Raw genomic sequence first — 17,682 nt, forward strand, 5'->3', positions numbered from 1 at the left:
TAATAGCTCATTTAAGTTTGGTATACTATATAAAAAGGATTAGAGGAGTTTTTATAATGAATTTGCTGCTGAAGTGGTGTTACATAATCGGTTTATTGTTGTTTATGCAACCTGCAATTTTTAGTTTTGGTTTAGAAGGGAGAACTGGAGAAGGCTCCTTCGTGTTAGTGTATTTGCTTATAATTAGCTTAAGTTTAATTCAAGTTGGTTTAGTCTATTGGCTGAAAAAATACTCTGAGGACCAGTTAATGCAAGGTGCTTTGATCATTACTATAATCGGTGTTCCTTTCTTAATGATCAGTCAGTTTATCTCCTTGTTAAACTTAGTTGGGGAAACGACATCAAATGTTCTTTCAGTTCATGTCGAGCTAACATTTGTAGGTGTTATGTCATTACTTTTTCCTTTGGGGTTAATTAGTTTTGGATATGTCCTATTCAAACGTTATACGAGAATAGGAATTATAATGTCGATATCTGCTTTTGTTATGATGGCCGGTCTAGTTATGACTCCGTGGATTCACCATTCCGGTTTAATTGCTGTATCAGTTGTTGGCCTTGTCATGGTCAAGAAGTTGTAAAAAAGTATAACAGTTAAGTCATCGTTTTACATGTATAATGGGTGGAGGATAAATTATTTTAAAATAGGTTTAAAGGTGAGTGGATATGAAAACAGTCTGGGATATATTCAAGCAAGATATAGCCAATATAAAGCGAGTTCCTCTCGTTGGAATATTATTAATCGGTTTAGCAATTCTTCCTTCACTTTATGCATGGTTTAATTTAGCAGCATCTTGGGATCCTTATGACAATACAGACGATGTGAAAGTCGCTGTCGTTAATGAAGATGAAGGCACTGAAGTAGAAGGTGATTTTGTACATGTAGGAGATGAAGTAGAAGCTAATCTTCAAGAAGAAGGTGGGCTTGGTTGGACATTTGTTTCAAGAGAGGGAGCTGAAGAAGGGGTGTATTATGGTGATTATTATGCAGCCATATATATTCCTGAAGATTTCTCTGAAGGCCTTGTAAGTGTAATTGATGGCTCACCAAATCCTGCGGAGATTCATTATGAGGTTAATGATAAGCTGAATGCGATTGCACCGAAAATGACAGAGACAGGCACGACCACTATTGTTAATGAGGTATCATCTCAATTCATACAAGAATCGAGTAAAGCTCTTTTTACTGAGTTCGATCGTCTTGGAATTGCATTAGAAGAGGAATTACCTACTATTAGGGCACTTAAACAACAGGTCTACACATTAGAAGAAAGTACGCCTTTATTGATGGATATCGGGGACATAGTTATATCGATTGATGAACGGTGGGATGATGTTGAGACTCAAGTAGAGCAGTTTCAATCGTTAGATGAGCTCCGACCACAAATTAGAGAAGGGGTAGAGTATTTTCTTCAGCTAGAAGAAAATTTATCTGAAGTTGAGGCATTAGGTGAAAGAATCATTGAAATTCAATCTTATTTGCCTCAGATTAATCAGTCTTTAGAAGAATTCCGAGCTTTTTCAAAGCATATGGAAGTGATTGAAGATGAAATTAATGAGGTAATATTAGTAGCCTTACAGTTACAAGAAGGTATAAGTATAGTTAATGATAATTTACCTGGCGTACTAGACCAAATTCAAACGATGGAAGAGCATACAAGTACGTTAGTTGGTCTATTAGCTAACTTGAATGAAGACCTTGATCAATATATTAATCACCTTAACGAAATGACAGACGATACCATTCTTTTATTAGAGGAGATAGAGCAAGCTTTAAATCAATCAGATATAGATGAAGTAGAAGCAAGGTTACATGACTTAAATGACCAGCTGCAATCTTATGATTTATTGTTAGGAGATGTTATATCCCAATTAGAACAATGGGAGTCGGTAGACCCCGATATTTCAGAAACGATTGAGCAATTACAAACGATTCAACAGCATTTTCAATCTACCCAACAACGAATTGATCAAATTATTGAAGGACTTGAACAAAATGAGGAAGTTGCTGAAGATTGGATTGATGACATAAATCAAACCATAGGAATGCTAAATAATGACTTAGTTGATTTTCAATATTTCATGACAACCGAAGGCGAAGACCAAATTCATTCAGTGTTTGAGCAAGTCTATCAACAAGTTTATGAGACAAATGAACAGTTATCTAACATATTAGAAGTACTTCCAGAGCTAGAAGGTCATATAGATGAGATGGATCAACTCTTTCAAATAGATGAACAAGAGTTAGAAGCATTTTTAAATGAGACAAATGTTAGTGATGATTTAGTTAATTTAATCGACCAAATCGAAGAGATCCTCCCTATGGTTGAAAATACTCTTTTGGATGTTGAATATTTTATGGAACATCAATTTGGTGATTTGCAAGAGAGGATAGAGGAAGTCGCACTTTTCATTCGTAGTGATTTGCCAGAGGTTGAAGCGCAGTATTTGTCATTACTTGATTTAATCGATGAACACTTTCTTCAAGTGGAAGAAACTGTACAACAGTTAGCACAATTCGCAGATGAAGACCTAGAAGACCTGAATACTCAACTTAGTGAAGTCACTGAACGAATGCAAGAGATAGAAGAAGAGGGAGCTCTAAATGAATTAATTGTTCTTTTAAGAAATGATGTAGAGGAAGAAAGTGATTTCTTTAGAGAACCTGTTGTTTTAAATGAAAACCAACTGTTCTCAGTTCCTAACTATGGTTCTGCGAATGCACCTTTTTATACAGCTTTAAGTTTATGGATTGGTGCATTATTGCTATGTAATCTACTTAGTACTGAAGTCCATCGAAAAGATCGTCAACCGCATTACAAAGTGCACCATATGTATTTAGGGAGAATGATTTTATTCCTCATTGTGGCTGTATTACAGGGTATTGTCATTAGTGTAGGTAACATTATGATGCTAGGAGTTCATACGCAGTCGCCGTGGTGGTTTACGATTTTTACAGTGTTAATTGCTGTTGTGTTCATGTTGATGGTTTACACGCTTACTTCAGTGTTTGGGAATATTGGTAAAGCTCTAGCCATTGTCTTTCTCGTCTTACAGCTAGCTGGTGGGGGAGGAATGTTCCCGATTGAAGTCGCACCAAACTTTTTCCAAGCGATTCACCCTTACTTACCATTCACGTATGCTGTTGATTTGTTAAGAGAAGCGGTAGGAGGAATTATACCGTCTATTGCTTGGTTTAACACGAGCATGCTTGTAGCATTTGGGGTTGGAACTGTTGTATTTGGATTACTTTTAAAAGAAAAGTTAGCCGTGCGAATTGCCGAAACATCTGAGAAATCGAAGTCTAGTCGGTTAATTGATTAAAAAAAGCTGTCGAGTGACCACTCGGCAGCTTTTAAATTAATTTTAAAATCCTTGCATCATCGCATCCATCATCATTTGTTCTAACTCTTCAAAGTCTAGAATCTCTTCATTTTCAGGATCGATTGTAAATTCAACCTCTTCATTGAAGTTACTGTAAGTCGTATTTCCAGCTAAATAAATTTCAACGGACTCATCACTGTCAGGGTCTTCTAATAACAGATCCATTACGAATGAATCCTGCTCAAGTTGATCTCCATCAACAACAACAGAAAAGTCTAGCTGCTCAATATTCATTACTTCAGAAAGCTCAGCAACTGCTTCATCTAAATCTTGTTCTACCATTGCAAGCTCTTCATCAGTAAATAGATCATCAAACTCATTCATAAATCCTTCTACTAGATATAAAAAGTCATCTTCGTTAAAAGAAACAGTGTATTCATCTCCATCACTAGAGAAATCACTTTCGTCCTTCTGTTCAAAGAAGTCAGCTAAAAGTTGTTGCATTTTTTGTTCCATTTCATGTTGGTCAAACTCTGGTGCTTCACCTTCAAAGTCATCTAGGTTAATCTCAAGTAACTTCCCTGCTGCTTCCTCAGGAAGTGGGAAGAACATACCTAAGTTTTCAACAATGCTATCTGTTTGGATATACATCGTTTGTGTCTCTAGGTTTTGTAAAAAAGGTACTTCTACATCAAGAGTGAACGGTGGTATACTACCGCTGAAGTAAATAATCGCTTCTTGTAATTGTTGGTTCGCATCATAAACTTGATCTACTTTAAAATCAAAGTCATTGAGCATTGCTGAAACTTGATCGAACATTGGATCATTCATTTCACCATTAAACTCAAATTCAAAATCCATTTCTGACGTTGATTCGTAACTTTCGGCCTCAAGCATCGAATTAAACGCGTCAGTGACAACCTCTTTGTCACTACGGTCGTCTCCACAGGCTGCAAGTATTGTAACTGCAGCTAACACGGCCGCTAGTATAAGTTTCTTATACATGTATATTCCCCTCTCCTAAATAATTACAGTAATTATCATATCACATACTACTAGTCTATGGTGCAACAATATCTTAAAATTCTAAAATAATAATTTTCAGAATAATATTGACCAGGTCGGTCTAATTTGTTATATTTAAATCGACCAATATGGTCTAAAGTGAAAGAGGAGGACTATACGTGCCAAAATCGTTTCATAATTTGGAGAAAGAAAAACAACAACGCATTATTAACGCTGCCTTACAAGAGTTTGCGGAAAAGGGTTATGAACAAGCTTCAACTAACCAAATTGTTAAAAATGCTGGTATAGGAAAAGGGATGCTTTTTTATTACTTTAATAATAAACAGGAACTTTATGATTATTTAATCAATTACTGTTTTGACTTAGTTCAAAAAGGTTATGTACAGCAAATAGATTTAAGCGAGCCAGACTTTATCGAACGATTTAGGCAAGCTTCAATGAGTAAATTAACGTTTTTCGATGAGAACCCTTATGTGTTTAACTTTTTAGGCGTGATTATGCTAACTGAGGATGAATTGTTATCTAGTGATACTAGGAACAAGATCAAACAACTACAACAAATAGCCTTTGATAGTATTTATAAAAATATTGATTACAGTTTGTTTAGAGAAGATGTCGATGTACAAAAAGCGATGGACCTTATTAAATGGTCAATGGATGGATATCGAGAATATATGAGCCAGAAGTATAAAGGGGAAGAATTGGAAAATGTTGATATGGAGAAGCTCACTTTAGAGTTTACTCAGTATTTAGATACATTAAAAACCGCTTTTTATAAATAATGGAGGGGATTGCATGGCGGTATTGGAAGTGAAAAGTTTAACGAAGAGTTTTGGGGAAGTAAAGGCGTTAAGTGATGTTAACTTAACAGTTCAAGAAGGTGAAGTATTTGGTTTTATTGGGCCAAATGGTGCTGGTAAATCTACAACTATTCGTATTTTACTTGGCATTTTAAAGGCTTCTTCTGGTAAAGCGAAAATTTTCGGTCAAGATGTTTGGTCAGATGCAGTTGAAATTCATAAACGTATTGCTTATGTGCCAGGTGATGTTAATTTATGGCCAAATTTAACAGGAGGGCAAGTTATTGATTACTTCATTAGTTTAAGAGGTCATGAAGTGGATAAAGTTCGTAAGCAAGAGCTCATTGATCGTTTTCAATTAGATCCGACGAAAAAATGTGGCACTTACTCAAAAGGTAATCGACAAAAAGTAGCTCTAGTTGTAGCATTTGCAGCTGATGCGGATTTATATATTTTAGATGAACCAACTTCGGGATTAGACCCTTTAATGGAGCGGGTTTTCCAAGAGTATGTAATGGAAGCAAAAAAGGACGGGAAAAGTGTTTTATTATCGAGTCACATTTTATCAGAGGTTGAGAAATTGTGTAATCATGTCGGTATCATTCGTGATGGTACTGTAATAGAAACAGGTTCGTTAGAGGAAATGAGACATTTAACACGGACACATCTTTATGTTGAAACGAAACAACCACTTAATTTAGCGGATACGCCCGGTGTTTATGATTGGCAACAAGAAAAGCAAGGCTATAGTTTTCAAGTAGACTCAGAAAAGTTAGATGATGTCATTAAATGGATTAGTGAGTATGAAGTCGTTAAATTAGAAAGTGCACCGCCGACGTTAGAAGATTTATTTATGCGTCATTATGAGACAGGAGGTGCGACTTCATGACGCGTATGTTTCAAAAGATAAAACCGATAGCCTTAATGCAACTTAGGCTAGACCGTGTGAGGTTACCCGTTTGGATTTTAGCTTTTATGATCGTTACAGTTGGAACAACATTGTTGTTTGAAGGACTTTATCCATCTGCTGATGATCGCGATCAGCTAGCTGCGTCTGTTGTTAATCCAGCAATCACAGCCTTACTTGGTCCTGCTTATGGCGTTGATGATTATCACGTTGGTGCAATTTTGTCTCACCAAATGTTGTTGTTAACGGCAGTTGTAGTAGCAATAATGAGTATATTGCTTGTAACAAGGCATACACGCGAAGATGAAGAGGAAGGAAGGCTTGAGTTAATTCGATCACTCCCTGTTGGTCGTATGTCTAATTTGACGGCTGTCCTTATTAATAAAACCTTAACATTTGTTTTATTAACGTTTTTAATAGCGATATCACTTATAGTTTTACGGATCGAAAGTATTGATCCACAAGGTGCTCTTCTCTATGGAACGGTTCTTGGTGTGACGGGAGTTTTGTTTGCAGCGATCACTGCTTTATGTGCACAACTGTCTGAAACATCGCGAGGCACAATTGGTTTATCTTTTACCGTTCTTATTGTGGTTTATTTAATTAGAGCAATTGGTGATGTATCTAATGAAGCGTTATCATGGGCATCTCCACTTGGTTGGGTGATTGAAGCACAAGTTTTTGTGGAAAATCGTTGGTGGCCTGTTTTAATGACGTTAGGCTTAACTTTGCTTATATCGTTCGTAGCTTTGTATTTAAATGCCAAACGTGACCTTGGAGCAGGATTACTTCCTTCTAAATCAGGAAAGGATCATGCATCTAAATTTTTGCGCACACCATTAGGTTTTACTTTGAGAATGCAAAGAACTTCACTTATTGCTTGGGGCATTGGGTTGTTTATTTTTGGTGCAACTTATGGCTCTGTGTTAGGGGAAACGGAAACGTATGTTTCTGAGTTGGAAGTGATGCAGCAAATGTTAGGTGGTGAAACTGCAGAAGGTCTAGCTTTAATTGAACAGTTCATTGCGATGTTAGCGGTCATTATTTCGATTTTTGCAACAATCCCTATGGTTTTAGCGGTTTATCGTTTAGCGAAAGAGGAAAAGGTTAACCGCACTGAGCAAGTGTTGGCAAGTGCGATCTCGAAGACAAAGCTACTTTCAACGTATTTAGTCGTAGCCTTGATTATGAGTACTGTCGTGATGGTGTCAGCTGCTGTTGGTATGGGGGCGACAGGTGTAATGATGCTGGAAGATGACCTTGCATTTAGTACAGTTTTCAACTCCATTATCGTTTACTTGCCTGCCACTTGGTTAATAATCGGTTTAGCTGCATTGTTAGTTGGGATTGGTAAATGGAAAGGCCTCACTTGGCTATATTTAGGTTATTCATTTATTGTTGTTTATTTAGGTGGGTTACTAGAATTTCCTAAATGGATGGAGTTTTTGTCAGTGTATGAACATGTACCTAGCCTACCTATTGACGAAATGAATTGGCCTTCAGTAATGACGCTAACATCTTTGGCAATTATTTTAGTTGTTTTTGCGATGATCAGCTATAGCAGGCGTGATATTAACGGTTAGTAAAGGTTTGTAATTGAGGCTGAGACAGAACAAATTGTAAACACATAACCCCCGAACGAAATCACCTTTTGACTTCGTTTGGGGGTTATCTTTTAGCTCTGCTCCATTAAAATGCTCTGCTCTTTATTGTTCATACTAAATTATGAGTTCTTCATTTTTAATGAAGAAGGTCAAAATGACGTATAGGTTTATGAATATTTTTTAATACTGAGTGCACGATAAAGAGTAAAAGGAGTGATATAAGTAATGGAAAATGCTATTAAAAATTTAATGAGTTCAAACATTGTATCTGTTACATCAGATCAAACTGTACAAGAAGCTGCTGCTTTAATGGAACAGAATGATATTGGGGCTATTCCAGTTATTGAAAATGGTCAACTTCGCGGGATTATTACTGACCGTGACATTACTCTACGTGCTACAGCTAAAAATCAGCAAGGGAATTGTCCAATTGGCCAATGTATGAGTAGTGAAATTGTGTCAGCCGATGCAAGTATGGATGTTCATGAAGCTGCACAACTAATGGCAGAAAAACAAATAAGACGTTTACCAGTAACTGAAAATGGTCAAACAGTAGGTATGTTATCAATTGGTGACTTAGCACAACAAAACATATATCGTAATGAAGCGGGAGATGCACTATCAAACATATCAATCCCGCAAGCGTTAAGGCAATCTGCTCAACAAAGTAATGCACAAGCAGCACAACAGCAAAATGCTCAAATGGCTCAACAACAAAACACTCAAATGGCACAACAGCAAAATACCCAAATGAACCAACAGAACAATCAAGGAATGCAATAAAAAAAGACGGCCGTTAAAATTTAACGGTCGTCTTTTTGACTTTTAGTATTCAAATACTTCGCCGATATGTTCATGCAAATCATCATTTTCAATATGGATGATGACATGGTGTTCTCCTGTTGTATCTTCATCAAAGTCTGCTTGATAAACACCAGGTGCAGATTCGTTTGCAGAAATCCAAGCTCTTTGGTCTTCGTGATCAATATGCCATACTTCAAAAGTGACATCAGCATTTTCTAGTTCTTGTCCTTCGAATAATACTTCAGTTGTCAGTTGATCATTAACCATCTGAAAGTCGACAGATAAACGTTCATCAGCGTCTTCTGTATGACTGTGGTGATCGTGTTCGTGTGGGTGACCATCAGATGTCGCTGTTTCTACCTCGGCATCTCCAACAACAAGGTCATGTTGTGGCATATGGTGTTGATCACGAGCTGTAACGTGAGGCACTAAGTAAAATACGCCTTCTTCCTCAAATGTATAGCTTACCTCATAGAGACCATCTTCAACATGATTTCCTTCAATCATGTCACTCGACTCTTTTTGACCCTCTTGCCACACTTCAAACATAACTTCACTAGCATCCTCAACAGGTTGTCCGTCTTGAGTTACACGAGTTGATAGCATGTTTTCACCTGTATCGATTTGTTCGTCCATTAATACTTCTACTTCAAGTGGAGCTAAAGAGTCAACTTCTTGTTCTTCTGTTGTTTCCTCATCTTGACCTCCACATGCAGCGACTGTCACTAACATGACAGTAACTAAAGCTAAAAGCCATTTATTCATATAAAATCTACTCCTTCCATCAGCCATTCTAACCATATAATTCAACTTTAACACGCAATTTGTCAAAAAAATCAACACGATTTTGACGCTTTTAAGAAAAATGTATGGCTAATTAGTGAAACAAGCTATGTGACAAATGTCATATTAAAGTCCTGACGTTCATGACTGTTTAATGAAAGGAGGTAAAGCGTATTATAAGAATAAAGATTAGCGACGAGGTGAAGTTATGGCAAATGCAAAATTATCAGAGCTAAGAAAGAAAATTCGTCCTTTTGAGGATGCAGACGACAAAGCAAGTTCAAAGCAGATGATTAACACATTACCACCTTTCTTTGCATTGTGGGTATTAGCATACTTAAGTTTATCAATTTCAGTTTGGATCACGATTCCGATTGCTATTATTGCAGCTGGATTTTTAGTACGTGTTTTTATTATATTTCATGATTGCTGTCATGGATCTTTCTTCAAAAACCGTAAATTAAACAACTTTGTTGGAACAGTGACCGGTATATTGACGATGTTTCCATATTCAAAGTGGAAGAGAGAACATGCGATTCACCACGCTACGAGTAGTAATCTAAACAAACGTGGCACTGGTGATGTATGGATTATGACAGTGGATGAGTATTTAAATTCATCAGCTTTACAGAGATTGCAATACCGTTTATATCGAAACCCAATTGTCATGTTCGGGTTAGGTCCAATTTATATGTTGTTGATTACGAATCGTATGAATCGTAAAGATGCCAAAAAAGCAGAAAGACGAAACACATATTTAACAAATGTGTCGATCCTAGGTGTTTCATTATTGTTAATATGGTTAATTGGATTTTATGCTTTCTTCGTTATTCAATTTACGATTATGTTTGTTGCTGGCATGGCAGGTATTTGGTTGTTCTACGTTCAACATCAGTTCGAGGATTCTTATTTTGAGGATGAATCAGAATGGGATTACGTAAAAGCAGCCATTGATGGAAGTTCTTATTATAAGTTACCACGCGTATTACAATGGTTAACTGGCAATATTGGATATCATCACGTTCACCATTTAAGCCCAAAAGTACCTAATTATCACTTAGAAACAGTGCATGAACAAACACCTCCGTTACAACAGGCAACAACGATTACGTTACGTTCAAGCTTGAAGTCAATTAAGTTTAGACTATATGATGAACGTAAGAAAACGTTCGTAAGTTTTAAGGAGATTAAGCAAATAATGCGCCAAAATCAAACAGTAAATTACTAATGAATAACCACCCTGAGCTTTATTGGGGTGGTTATTTTTACATAATATAATTCAGCCAGTATTATAGGCAGAAATCAATGGTACAAAATGGTATGATGAAATAAAGAAGAATGAAGCAGGTGACCTAGTAGATGCAAAATTGGTTCAATATTATACCGCGCAATTTAAGTTTAAACATATACGTATGGGTAATTTTTAGTTTTTTACCGTTTTTCTTTATTTTTAGATCAAATTCATTAGTAGAAATCATTTTAGGAATCGTATCAGTTTTAACTTTCTTTTTGGCATATCGACTATCATTTTTATCTGATGGTTGGCCAGTATATGTATGGGTTTCAATTAAAATCGTTATTAGTGTAGGAATGACGTTGTTTTACGGTTATGTTTACGTTTCGTTGTTTTTAGCGTATTTCATCGGGAACATTCAACAGAAAGCGGGATTCTTAACGTTATATATCATTCACTTAGTAACGACATTAGCAGCTGTTTACGGAAGCTTCTTCACTCAAACTGAGCTGTTCTTTACCCAATTACCGTTTATCATTATTACAGTGATCGGAGTTGTACTACTTCCTTTTAATACATACAACCGAATTAAACGTGAGAAGTTGGAAGGTGAACTGGAAGATGCTAATCAAAAGATTTCTCAGTTGATCGTTTTTGAAGAAAGGCAACGAATTGCCCGTGATCTACATGACACATTAGGACAAAAGCTATCACTAATAGGTCTGAAAAGTGACCTAGCCGGAAAGTTGGTCACGGTGGATCAAGATAAAGCGATTGGGGAGATGCAAGATATTAACCAAACGGCTAGAACGGCTTTAAAAGAAGTGCGAGACATGGTGAGTGATATGAGGGGTATTAAGCTGGAGGAAGAAATCGAACACGTTAAACAATTGTTAGATGCAGCAGAGATTGAGTACAAAATAGAAGGTGACCAAAGTTTGAAAGATACCCCATTATTAATAGAAGATGTGGCAAGCATGTGCTTGAAAGAAGCGGTAACTAATGTAGTGAAACATAGTCAGGCAACTTATTGCGAAATTAATATTGCTGAAAAAGAAGAACAGCTAGAAATAGTAATTGAAGATAATGGGGTGGGCATTCCTGATGAAGTGTTAGAGTCATCTAATAGTGGTATTCGCGGGATGCGTGAGCGTTTAGAGTTTGTAAATGGAGTGCTTGAAGTTGACGGAAAACAAGGCACTTTGTTAAAAATTTTGATTCCGAAAGCAGTTAAACAGGATGATACTGAGGTGGTTAGATGATCCGAATTGTATTAGCTGAAGACCAAGGAATGCTCCTTGGTGCATTAGGGTCGTTGTTAGATTTAGAAATTGATATGGAAGTTGTAGGAAAAGCGCAAAATGGTGAAGAAGCAGTGCAAATGGTTAAAGAACTTAAGCCAGATATTTGTATTATGGACATTGAAATGCCTGTGAAAACGGGTCTTGATGCTGCAGAAGAATTAATTGAGGAAAACTGCAAAGTCATTATATTAACGACTTTCGCCAGAGCTGGTTACTTTGAAAGGGCGCGTAAAGCAAGTGTTTCAGGGTACTTGTTGAAAGATGGTCCGAGTGAGGAGTTAGCAAGTTCGATTAGAACGATTATGAACGGGCGAAAAGTGTACGCTCCAGAGCTAATCGAAATAGCGTATGAACAAGTGAATCCGCTCACTGACAGAGAAGTACAAGTAGTAAAGTTAATAGCAGAAGGTAAAAGCACTAAAGAAATTGCCCAAGATTTATATTTAACGCATGGTACTGTTCGAAATTATATATCGATTATTTTTGATAAGCTTGAAGTAAGTAACCGGATCGAGGCTATTTCAAAGTTGAAAGAAAAAGGCTGGTTATCATCATGAAAAGAATCCGAGAGTACGGCATTACGATTGGAACACTTCCAACTGGCAAACGAAATGAAATTACAGATGTAGCAGGCGTGAAAGTTGGCCATGAAACGATTAGTTCTGGTGAAGTTCAAACAGGTGTAACAGCAATAATTCCAGCTAATGATAACTTGTTTCAAAACAAACTGATCGCAACAAGCCATGTTTTTAACGGTTTTGGAAAGACGACAGGCCTTGTACAACTGAATGAATTAGGTACGTTAGAGACGCCAATTTTACTAACGAACACGTTAAGTGTAGGGACATGTACGACAGCACTTGTGCGTTATATGTTAGACCAAGATGAAACGATTGGAAATTCAACAGGTACAGTGAACCCAGTTGTTGGCGAGTGTAACGACATGGTATTAAATAACATTCGAAGCCTTCAACTATCAGAGGAAGATGCGTTGAAGGCGCTACAAATTGCCCAAGAAGATGTGATCGAAGGTAGTGTCGGTGCAGGTCGTGGTATGATATGTTTCGGATTGAAAGGTGGAATTGGTACATCCTCTCGTAAGCTTACATATGAACATGGTGATTACACGATTGGGGTCTTAGTTTTATCGAATTTTGGGAAGTTAGAAGAGTTTCGATTAAATGGTAATCAAGTAGGGGTGCAATTAAGAGATCGGCTTAACAGTGATGCTGATGAAACTGATAAAGGGTCAATCATGATGATTGTAGCAACGGATTTACCTGTTACTTCTCAGCAATTAAAAAGAATAGTTAAGCGAACAGGTAATGGCTTAAGTAGGACAGGCTCATTTATGGGGAATGGAAGTGGTGACGTCGCTATAGGTTACTCAACAGCTAATCGTGTACCACATTCATCTCATATAACCCAAATGACAGTTGTTCACGAGAATGATTTGGACCAAGCTTTTCAAGCAGTCACTGATGCAACTGAAGAAGCGATCTTAAATTCAATGGTTATGGCCGAGACAGTAACTGGACGGAAGGAATTAACGCTCCATTCGTTATCTAACTATATAGAGGAGTTCATTTAAGGAGGGACATTGGATGGAGATGAAATTTAAAAGTAAAGAGAAGAAAACAAGGTCCAGGTTTGCGGAATTTTTCTTCACATCCATTGATGTGTTGTTAATTCTTCCAAGGTTAATCATAGCACTAGTACGTAGCATTTTTTGAGGTGAGGTGTATATATGAGTGATTTGAACGAATTAAATAAACTCGATGCTTTAGCACAAAAAGATCTAATTAATCGAGGTGAAGTATCAGTTGGTGAAGTGACAAACTATTACATAGAACGAATAAAGATGTTAAATCCAATGCTCAATGCTGTTGTTCACCCGATGTTTGACCAAGCTATCTCGCAATCTAATGAAAAGCAAAAGGTCGATCATCCATTAGCCGGTCTTCCTTTGTTAATTAAAGACCTTAATCCCATTGCTAATGAACCTTTCACGAATGGATCAAAGCTTCAAGAAGGTTTTGTTGCTAAAGAAGATGACGTCTTTGTTCAAAGATACCGTGAAGCGGGCTTGAACTTTCTTGGAAAAACGAATACACCTGAGTTTGGCTTTTTGCCTATTACTGAACCTGAATTGCATGGCGCTGCTAACAACCCTTGGGATTTAACTCGTTCACCAGGTGGGTCGAGTGGTGGTTCGGCAGCTGCGGTTGCAGCAGGGATGGTCCCTTTTGCCCATGCTAATGATGGTGGAGGTTCAATAAGAATGCCAGCATCAACTTGTGGCTTATTTGGCTTTAAACCATCACGAGGGCAAATACCGATATCACCATATATTAATCAAATATCTGTTAATCATGCTGTCACACGATCTGTTCGTGATAGTGCAGCTTTATTAGATGTTATTAAGGGTGGGACAGATTTAGAGCTTTACCCGACTTACGACACGAGAAAGACGTTTTTAACCTCAACACAAGAGGAGCCTAAAGCGTTAAGAATCGGTGTAACTCCTAATTGGAATGGACAAGTAACCATCGATGACGAAACGGAAAAAGCCTTTGATCAGATGGTTAGATTACTTTCTGATTTAGGACATGAAGTTGAAGAAGTAACAGTTCCAATGAATTTTAATTCTTATACAGAAAACTTCATTAAAATATGGGCAGGTTCAGGCGCTGTTGCAATAGATCATTTAGGTAAAATGACAGGACAAGAACCATCAATGGGTAACTTAGAAGCTTTATCTTACGAGATTTATAAAGCAGGAAAACAGATGACTGCTTTTGACTATGAAGAAGCGCGTGTCATGTTACAACTTGAATCGAAGAACTTTTTGTCACTGTATGCACAGTACGACCTTCTTCTTACACCCGTACTAAATAGAGTTCCCGTTAAGACAGGGGAGTTAAAACAAGAATCGATTGAAGCTTTAACGAATAATATGGTTAACTATTGCAGTTTTACGCCAATCGCTAATGCAACAGGGCAACCTGCTATGAGTGTGCCTGGCTATTGGACTGATGACAATGTACCAATCGGGATGCAGTTTAAAGCTAATGTGGGTGAGGATTATCTACTCTTTCAACTTGCGAGTCAAATTGAACATGCTAACCCGTGGTTTTACAAATATGAGAAGTTAGATGAGAGGTTAATGCAGAATGCCAAATAAAAGGATGCCGCCATTGATGCGGCATCCTTCATATATTTTAATGGACCATCGCGTCGTATGCTTGAATTAAACCATTACCGTAATGGTTGCTGTTACCTAAATATTTAGCTGATTGATTGAGCGCGTTTCTTAGTTGAGTGTTTGAGTAGTGAGGGTTGTAGTGCCATACTAGTGCAGCAACACCAGCAACGTGAGGTGATGCCATTGAAGTACCGTTTAAAGATGAGTAGTTGTTGTTAGGGTATGTGCTTAAAATGTCAACACCAGGCGCTGAAATTTCGACGGCAGGTCCAGTACTTGAGAATGAAGCGCGATTTTCATTTTGATCTACAGCTGCAACTGCCATAACTGAATCATATTGGGCAGGGTATCCTACGTTATTGCCAGAACCCCAAGCGTTACCGCTATTACCCGCAGCAGCTACAACTAAAATACCTTGGTTATACGCGTAATCACTATATGCCTGTAAGATTGATGAATGAGTTGGTCCACCTAAAGACATATTGATGACATCCATGTTATTTAAAATAGACCATTCAATCCCTTGAGCAATACCAGAGTATGAACCGCCACCACTACTATCCAATACTTTAACCGCATAAAGATTAGCTTGTGGTGCAACACCTAGAACCCCAAGGTTGTTATCTAAAGCAGCAACTGTACCAGCGACATGTGTACCGTGCCCACTTCCGTCATAATATGGATCACTTTCTGGCCAGTTATTGAAGACAGAGTGTCCACCAGAAACATTTAAGTCCTCGTGACTAGCATCAATTCCAGTATCCAAAATCGCAATGTCAACGCCTTGACCATAATACCCAAATGAGTGAACATCATTTGCTTGAACAGATTCGATACCATAAGGTACATCTTGGTAGTAAGCCTCAGCTTTAGCATTTTCCTCTACATGCTTAATTTGCGGGTGGTTATCGACTAGTTTGGCTTGTTGTTCTGTTATTTCAACATGATAAACAGGCAAGATCTCTGACTTGAAAAGAATATCATCTTCCGCAATATCAAAAGACTGTAGGATCCCTTTTTCTGCTGGGCCATCAAACATTATTAAGTAATCTTCCTTTAGATCATCGCTATTAGCAGATACCGTAGTCTGTAGTGCAAATAAAATGGCAACAGTCAAAAACGCAATTAAAAACTTTTTCATTTAAACACTCCTAAATAAAAGATTTATAAATATGTGTGGGTATTAACGTGCTAGTTAGGTGAAGCACAACCTCAGCATAAATGAATCAGGTTGAGATATTGTTGAATGGTATAAACCTCCCTTAAAACCTCCTTTAAGCGTTGTTTACTCTGTAAAGCAAGGAATATAGTGGATCGGTTATGTTTTGGGTGTTATATGGAGCGATAAGGAGAAAAGTAATTCATTGAAAGGCTTTACAGGTTAAATTAACCTTAAAACTCTACTTCTTGCACCTCCTAACTCGAAATCATCTAAATATTAGCACAATTAAATACTTGACGTTAATAGATAAAAAGGATGAAATGTCGAAGGGTGGTGGTCGGTTTAATTGACATACTCACAACTATTAACCTATGACTTTTCTTGAAAGACTGAAAACTTACGACAATTAAATGATTATTTTTGTGGCATGAAAAGGAGTTCCTTACTTAGTCGCTATGGCAGTTAACCTAAATTAAGACTTAATAAAGAGTGACAAGTATTGACCTGCTTTTTAGGTCATATGTAACTCAATTAAAAAAATCCAAAATAATTAATATAGTTAAAACGTAACGATTTGCTAAATTTATTGAATAAAATAGACAGACTAAAAGGTTTGTAGAGCAAAATATAGTGCAAATAGTAGATGGATTGTAAAATTTTTCATATTCAGGCAAAATATCTATCTAGTACGATTTATGAAGAAAAAACTACCCTTATAACAGGTAGGTGGGGGAGGGTTAATCAAAATTACTCTTGAATAGCATCTAACGATTGCACAAGGCCATGGCCATACTCATAGGAAGGACCTAATTCTAATGCCGTGTTATTAAGAAGTGAACGTAATTCCTCGTTAGATAGCTCTGGTTTAGCTTGCCAAACTTGAGCTGCAACACCTGCGACGTGAGGAGCTGCCATTGATGTTCCATTAAAACGATCATACCCATCTCCAGGGACGGTACTTAGTACATCAACACCTGGTGCTGCAATTTCAACGGCATTTCCTGTACTTGAGAAAGAAGCACGGTTATTATTCAGATCCACCGCAGCGACTGCCATAGCTGAGTCATAGTTGGCTGGGTAACCGACTGTATCAAAGAAACCAAATCCACTACCCTCGTTACCTGCTGCTGCTACGACTAAGCTCCCTTCATCATAAGCTAGATCAGTATAATCTTCCAAAATATTAGAGCTTTGAGAACCACCTAGCTCATATTAATAATGTCCATATCATTTTGGATTGCCCATTCAATACCTTCAGCAATGCCAGCGTAAGAACCACCACCATCGTTGTCCAATACTTTTACAGCATATACGTCGGCTTCTGGTGCAACACCAACAACGCCAAGGTCATTGTTTACTGCTGCTACCGTTCCTGCTACGTGTGTACCGTGGCCATTAGCGTCATAATATGGGTCGCCATTTTCTGAATCATCAAAAACAGAATAACCACCAGCCACGTTTAAATCTTCATGACTACGATCAACACCTGTATCTAAGACTGCTACACTGACTCCTTCACCAGTTTGTCTCAG

At 37.5% G+C, this 17,682-nt stretch carries 17 protein-coding genes; 12 read left to right on the forward strand and 5 right to left on the reverse strand.

The window, feature by feature from the left end; all coding sequences use genetic code 11:
* Positions 1-56 precede the first annotated feature (56 nt).
* Both A194_RS0101935 and A194_RS16945 read left to right on the forward strand, forming a co-directional pair.
* Positions 57-578, forward strand: a complete 522-nt coding sequence (locus A194_RS0101935) for a hypothetical protein (protein ID WP_017185198.1) — start codon at positions 57-59, stop codon at positions 576-578.
* 85 nt (positions 579-663) lie between these two features.
* Positions 664-3,321: a YhgE/Pip domain-containing protein gene (locus A194_RS16945; RefSeq protein ID WP_017185199.1), complete on the forward strand. Its 2,658-nt coding sequence runs from the start codon at positions 664-666 to the stop codon at positions 3,319-3,321.
* A 42-nt stretch (positions 3,322-3,363) separates the two neighbouring features.
* On the opposite strand, the gene A194_RS0101945 is transcribed toward A194_RS16945, so the two are convergent.
* Positions 3,364-4,326 (reverse strand): hypothetical protein, encoded by a 963-nt coding sequence (locus A194_RS0101945; RefSeq protein ID WP_017185200.1) that lies wholly within the window; start codon positions 4,324-4,326, stop codon positions 3,364-3,366.
* A 179-nt stretch (positions 4,327-4,505) separates the two neighbouring features.
* Here A194_RS0101945 and A194_RS0101950 point away from each other — a divergent pair, with 179 nt between their 5' ends.
* The 4 genes from A194_RS0101950 to A194_RS16950 all read left to right on the forward strand — a co-directional run bounded on the left by A194_RS0101950 (position 4,506) and on the right by A194_RS16950 (position 8,441).
* Positions 4,506-5,129 carry a TetR/AcrR family transcriptional regulator gene (locus A194_RS0101950; protein WP_017185201.1) on the forward strand — a complete coding sequence of 208 codons (624 nt, stop codon included), beginning with the start codon at positions 4,506-4,508 and terminating at the stop codon, positions 5,127-5,129.
* 13 nt (positions 5,130-5,142) lie between these two features.
* Positions 5,143-6,036, forward strand: a complete 894-nt coding sequence (locus A194_RS0101955; protein ID WP_017185202.1) for an ABC transporter ATP-binding protein — start codon at positions 5,143-5,145, stop codon at positions 6,034-6,036.
* Positions 6,033-7,637, forward strand: coding sequence for an ABC transporter permease (locus A194_RS0101960; RefSeq protein ID WP_017185203.1), 1,605 nt, complete (start codon positions 6,033-6,035; stop codon positions 7,635-7,637). Before A194_RS0101955 ends, A194_RS0101960 begins: the two co-directional genes overlap by 4 nt.
* A 246-nt stretch (positions 7,638-7,883) precedes the next feature.
* Entirely contained in the window at positions 7,884-8,441 is a 558-nt protein-coding gene (locus A194_RS16950; protein ID WP_017185204.1) for a CBS domain-containing protein, read from the forward strand.
* A 42-nt stretch (positions 8,442-8,483) separates the two neighbouring features.
* Here A194_RS16950 and A194_RS0101970 read toward each other — a convergent pair whose 3' ends face one another.
* Positions 8,484-9,227 (reverse strand): FixH family protein, encoded by a 744-nt coding sequence (locus A194_RS0101970; RefSeq protein ID WP_017185205.1) that lies wholly within the window; start codon positions 9,225-9,227, stop codon positions 8,484-8,486.
* A gap of 226 nt (positions 9,228-9,453) precedes the next feature.
* On the opposite strand from A194_RS0101970, the gene desA reads away from it, so the two are divergent.
* The 6 genes from desA to A194_RS0102000 all read left to right on the forward strand — a co-directional run bounded on the left by desA (position 9,454) and on the right by A194_RS0102000 (position 14,967).
* Positions 9,454-10,473: a Delta(5) desaturase DesA gene (gene desA, locus A194_RS0101975; protein ID WP_017185206.1), complete on the forward strand. Its 1,020-nt coding sequence runs from the start codon at positions 9,454-9,456 to the stop codon at positions 10,471-10,473.
* 131 nt (positions 10,474-10,604) lie between these two features.
* Positions 10,605-11,741 carry a sensor histidine kinase gene (locus A194_RS0101980; RefSeq protein ID WP_017185207.1) on the forward strand — a complete coding sequence of 379 codons (1,137 nt, stop codon included), beginning with the start codon at positions 10,605-10,607 and terminating at the stop codon, positions 11,739-11,741.
* Positions 11,738-12,340: a response regulator transcription factor gene (locus tag A194_RS0101985; RefSeq protein ID WP_017185208.1), complete on the forward strand. Its 603-nt coding sequence runs from the start codon at positions 11,738-11,740 to the stop codon at positions 12,338-12,340. Before A194_RS0101980 ends, A194_RS0101985 begins: the two co-directional genes overlap by 4 nt.
* Positions 12,337-13,374, forward strand: a complete 1,038-nt coding sequence (locus A194_RS0101990; RefSeq protein WP_017185209.1) for a DmpA family aminopeptidase — start codon at positions 12,337-12,339, stop codon at positions 13,372-13,374. Before A194_RS0101985 ends, A194_RS0101990 begins: the two co-directional genes overlap by 4 nt.
* A 13-nt stretch (positions 13,375-13,387) precedes the next feature.
* Positions 13,388-13,516, forward strand: coding sequence for a hypothetical protein (locus A194_RS20915; RefSeq protein WP_017185210.1), 129 nt, complete (start codon positions 13,388-13,390; stop codon positions 13,514-13,516).
* A 14-nt stretch (positions 13,517-13,530) separates the two neighbouring features.
* Positions 13,531-14,967, forward strand: a complete 1,437-nt coding sequence (locus A194_RS0102000) for an amidase (protein WP_017185211.1) — start codon at positions 13,531-13,533, stop codon at positions 14,965-14,967.
* 37 nt (positions 14,968-15,004) lie between these two features.
* On the opposite strand, the gene A194_RS0102005 is transcribed toward A194_RS0102000, so the two are convergent.
* From A194_RS0102005 to A194_RS20925, 3 genes are all read right to left on the reverse strand, one after another.
* On the reverse strand, positions 15,005-16,129 hold the full coding sequence (locus A194_RS0102005; RefSeq protein WP_017185212.1) for a S8 family peptidase: 1,125 nt from the start codon (positions 16,127-16,129) through the stop codon (positions 15,005-15,007).
* Positions 16,130-16,897: 768 nt separating this feature from the next.
* A complete protein-coding gene (locus tag A194_RS20920) occupies positions 16,898-17,329 on the reverse strand; it encodes a S8 family serine peptidase (protein WP_050980472.1) in 432 nt (143 codons plus the stop codon).
* A 23-nt stretch (positions 17,330-17,352) separates the two neighbouring features.
* A partial coding sequence (locus A194_RS20925) for a S8 family serine peptidase (RefSeq protein ID WP_272942205.1) occupies positions 17,353-17,682 on the reverse strand: 330 nt, incomplete at its 5' end.

It is taken from the genome of Alkalibacillus haloalkaliphilus C5, assembly GCF_000269905.1.
GTDB lineage: Bacteria > Bacillota > Bacilli > Bacillales > Alkalibacillaceae > Alkalibacillus > Alkalibacillus haloalkaliphilus_A.

What these genes read in the sequence shown, in the direction of transcription:
- A194_RS16950 (WP_017185204.1), top strand. Translation starts at nt 7,884, where the DNA reads ATGGAAAATGCTATTAAAAATTTAATGAGTTCAAACATTGTATCTGTT.
- A194_RS0101990 (WP_017185209.1), top strand. Translation starts at nt 12,337, where the DNA reads ATGAAAAGAATCCGAGAGTACGGCATTACGATTGGAACACTTCCAACT.
- A194_RS16945 (WP_017185199.1), top strand. Translation starts at nt 664, where the DNA reads ATGAAAACAGTCTGGGATATATTCAAGCAAGATATAGCCAATATAAAG.
- A194_RS0101935 (WP_017185198.1), top strand. Translation starts at nt 57, where the DNA reads ATGAATTTGCTGCTGAAGTGGTGTTACATAATCGGTTTATTGTTGTTT.
- A194_RS0101945 (WP_017185200.1), bottom strand. Translation starts at nt 4,326, where the DNA reads ATGTATAAGAAACTTATACTAGCGGCCGTGTTAGCTGCAGTTACAATA.
- A194_RS0101980 (WP_017185207.1), top strand. Translation starts at nt 10,605, where the DNA reads ATGCAAAATTGGTTCAATATTATACCGCGCAATTTAAGTTTAAACATA.
- desA (WP_017185206.1), top strand. Translation starts at nt 9,454, where the DNA reads ATGGCAAATGCAAAATTATCAGAGCTAAGAAAGAAAATTCGTCCTTTT.
- A194_RS20915 (WP_017185210.1), top strand. Translation starts at nt 13,388, where the DNA reads ATGGAGATGAAATTTAAAAGTAAAGAGAAGAAAACAAGGTCCAGGTTT.
- A194_RS0102000 (WP_017185211.1), top strand. Translation starts at nt 13,531, where the DNA reads ATGAGTGATTTGAACGAATTAAATAAACTCGATGCTTTAGCACAAAAA.
- A194_RS0102005 (WP_017185212.1), bottom strand. Translation starts at nt 16,129, where the DNA reads ATGAAAAAGTTTTTAATTGCGTTTTTGACTGTTGCCATTTTATTTGCA.
- A194_RS0101960 (WP_017185203.1), top strand. Translation starts at nt 6,033, where the DNA reads ATGACGCGTATGTTTCAAAAGATAAAACCGATAGCCTTAATGCAACTT.
- A194_RS0101985 (WP_017185208.1), top strand. Translation starts at nt 11,738, where the DNA reads ATGATCCGAATTGTATTAGCTGAAGACCAAGGAATGCTCCTTGGTGCA.
- A194_RS0101970 (WP_017185205.1), bottom strand. Translation starts at nt 9,227, where the DNA reads ATGAATAAATGGCTTTTAGCTTTAGTTACTGTCATGTTAGTGACAGTC.
- A194_RS0101955 (WP_017185202.1), top strand. Translation starts at nt 5,143, where the DNA reads ATGGCGGTATTGGAAGTGAAAAGTTTAACGAAGAGTTTTGGGGAAGTA.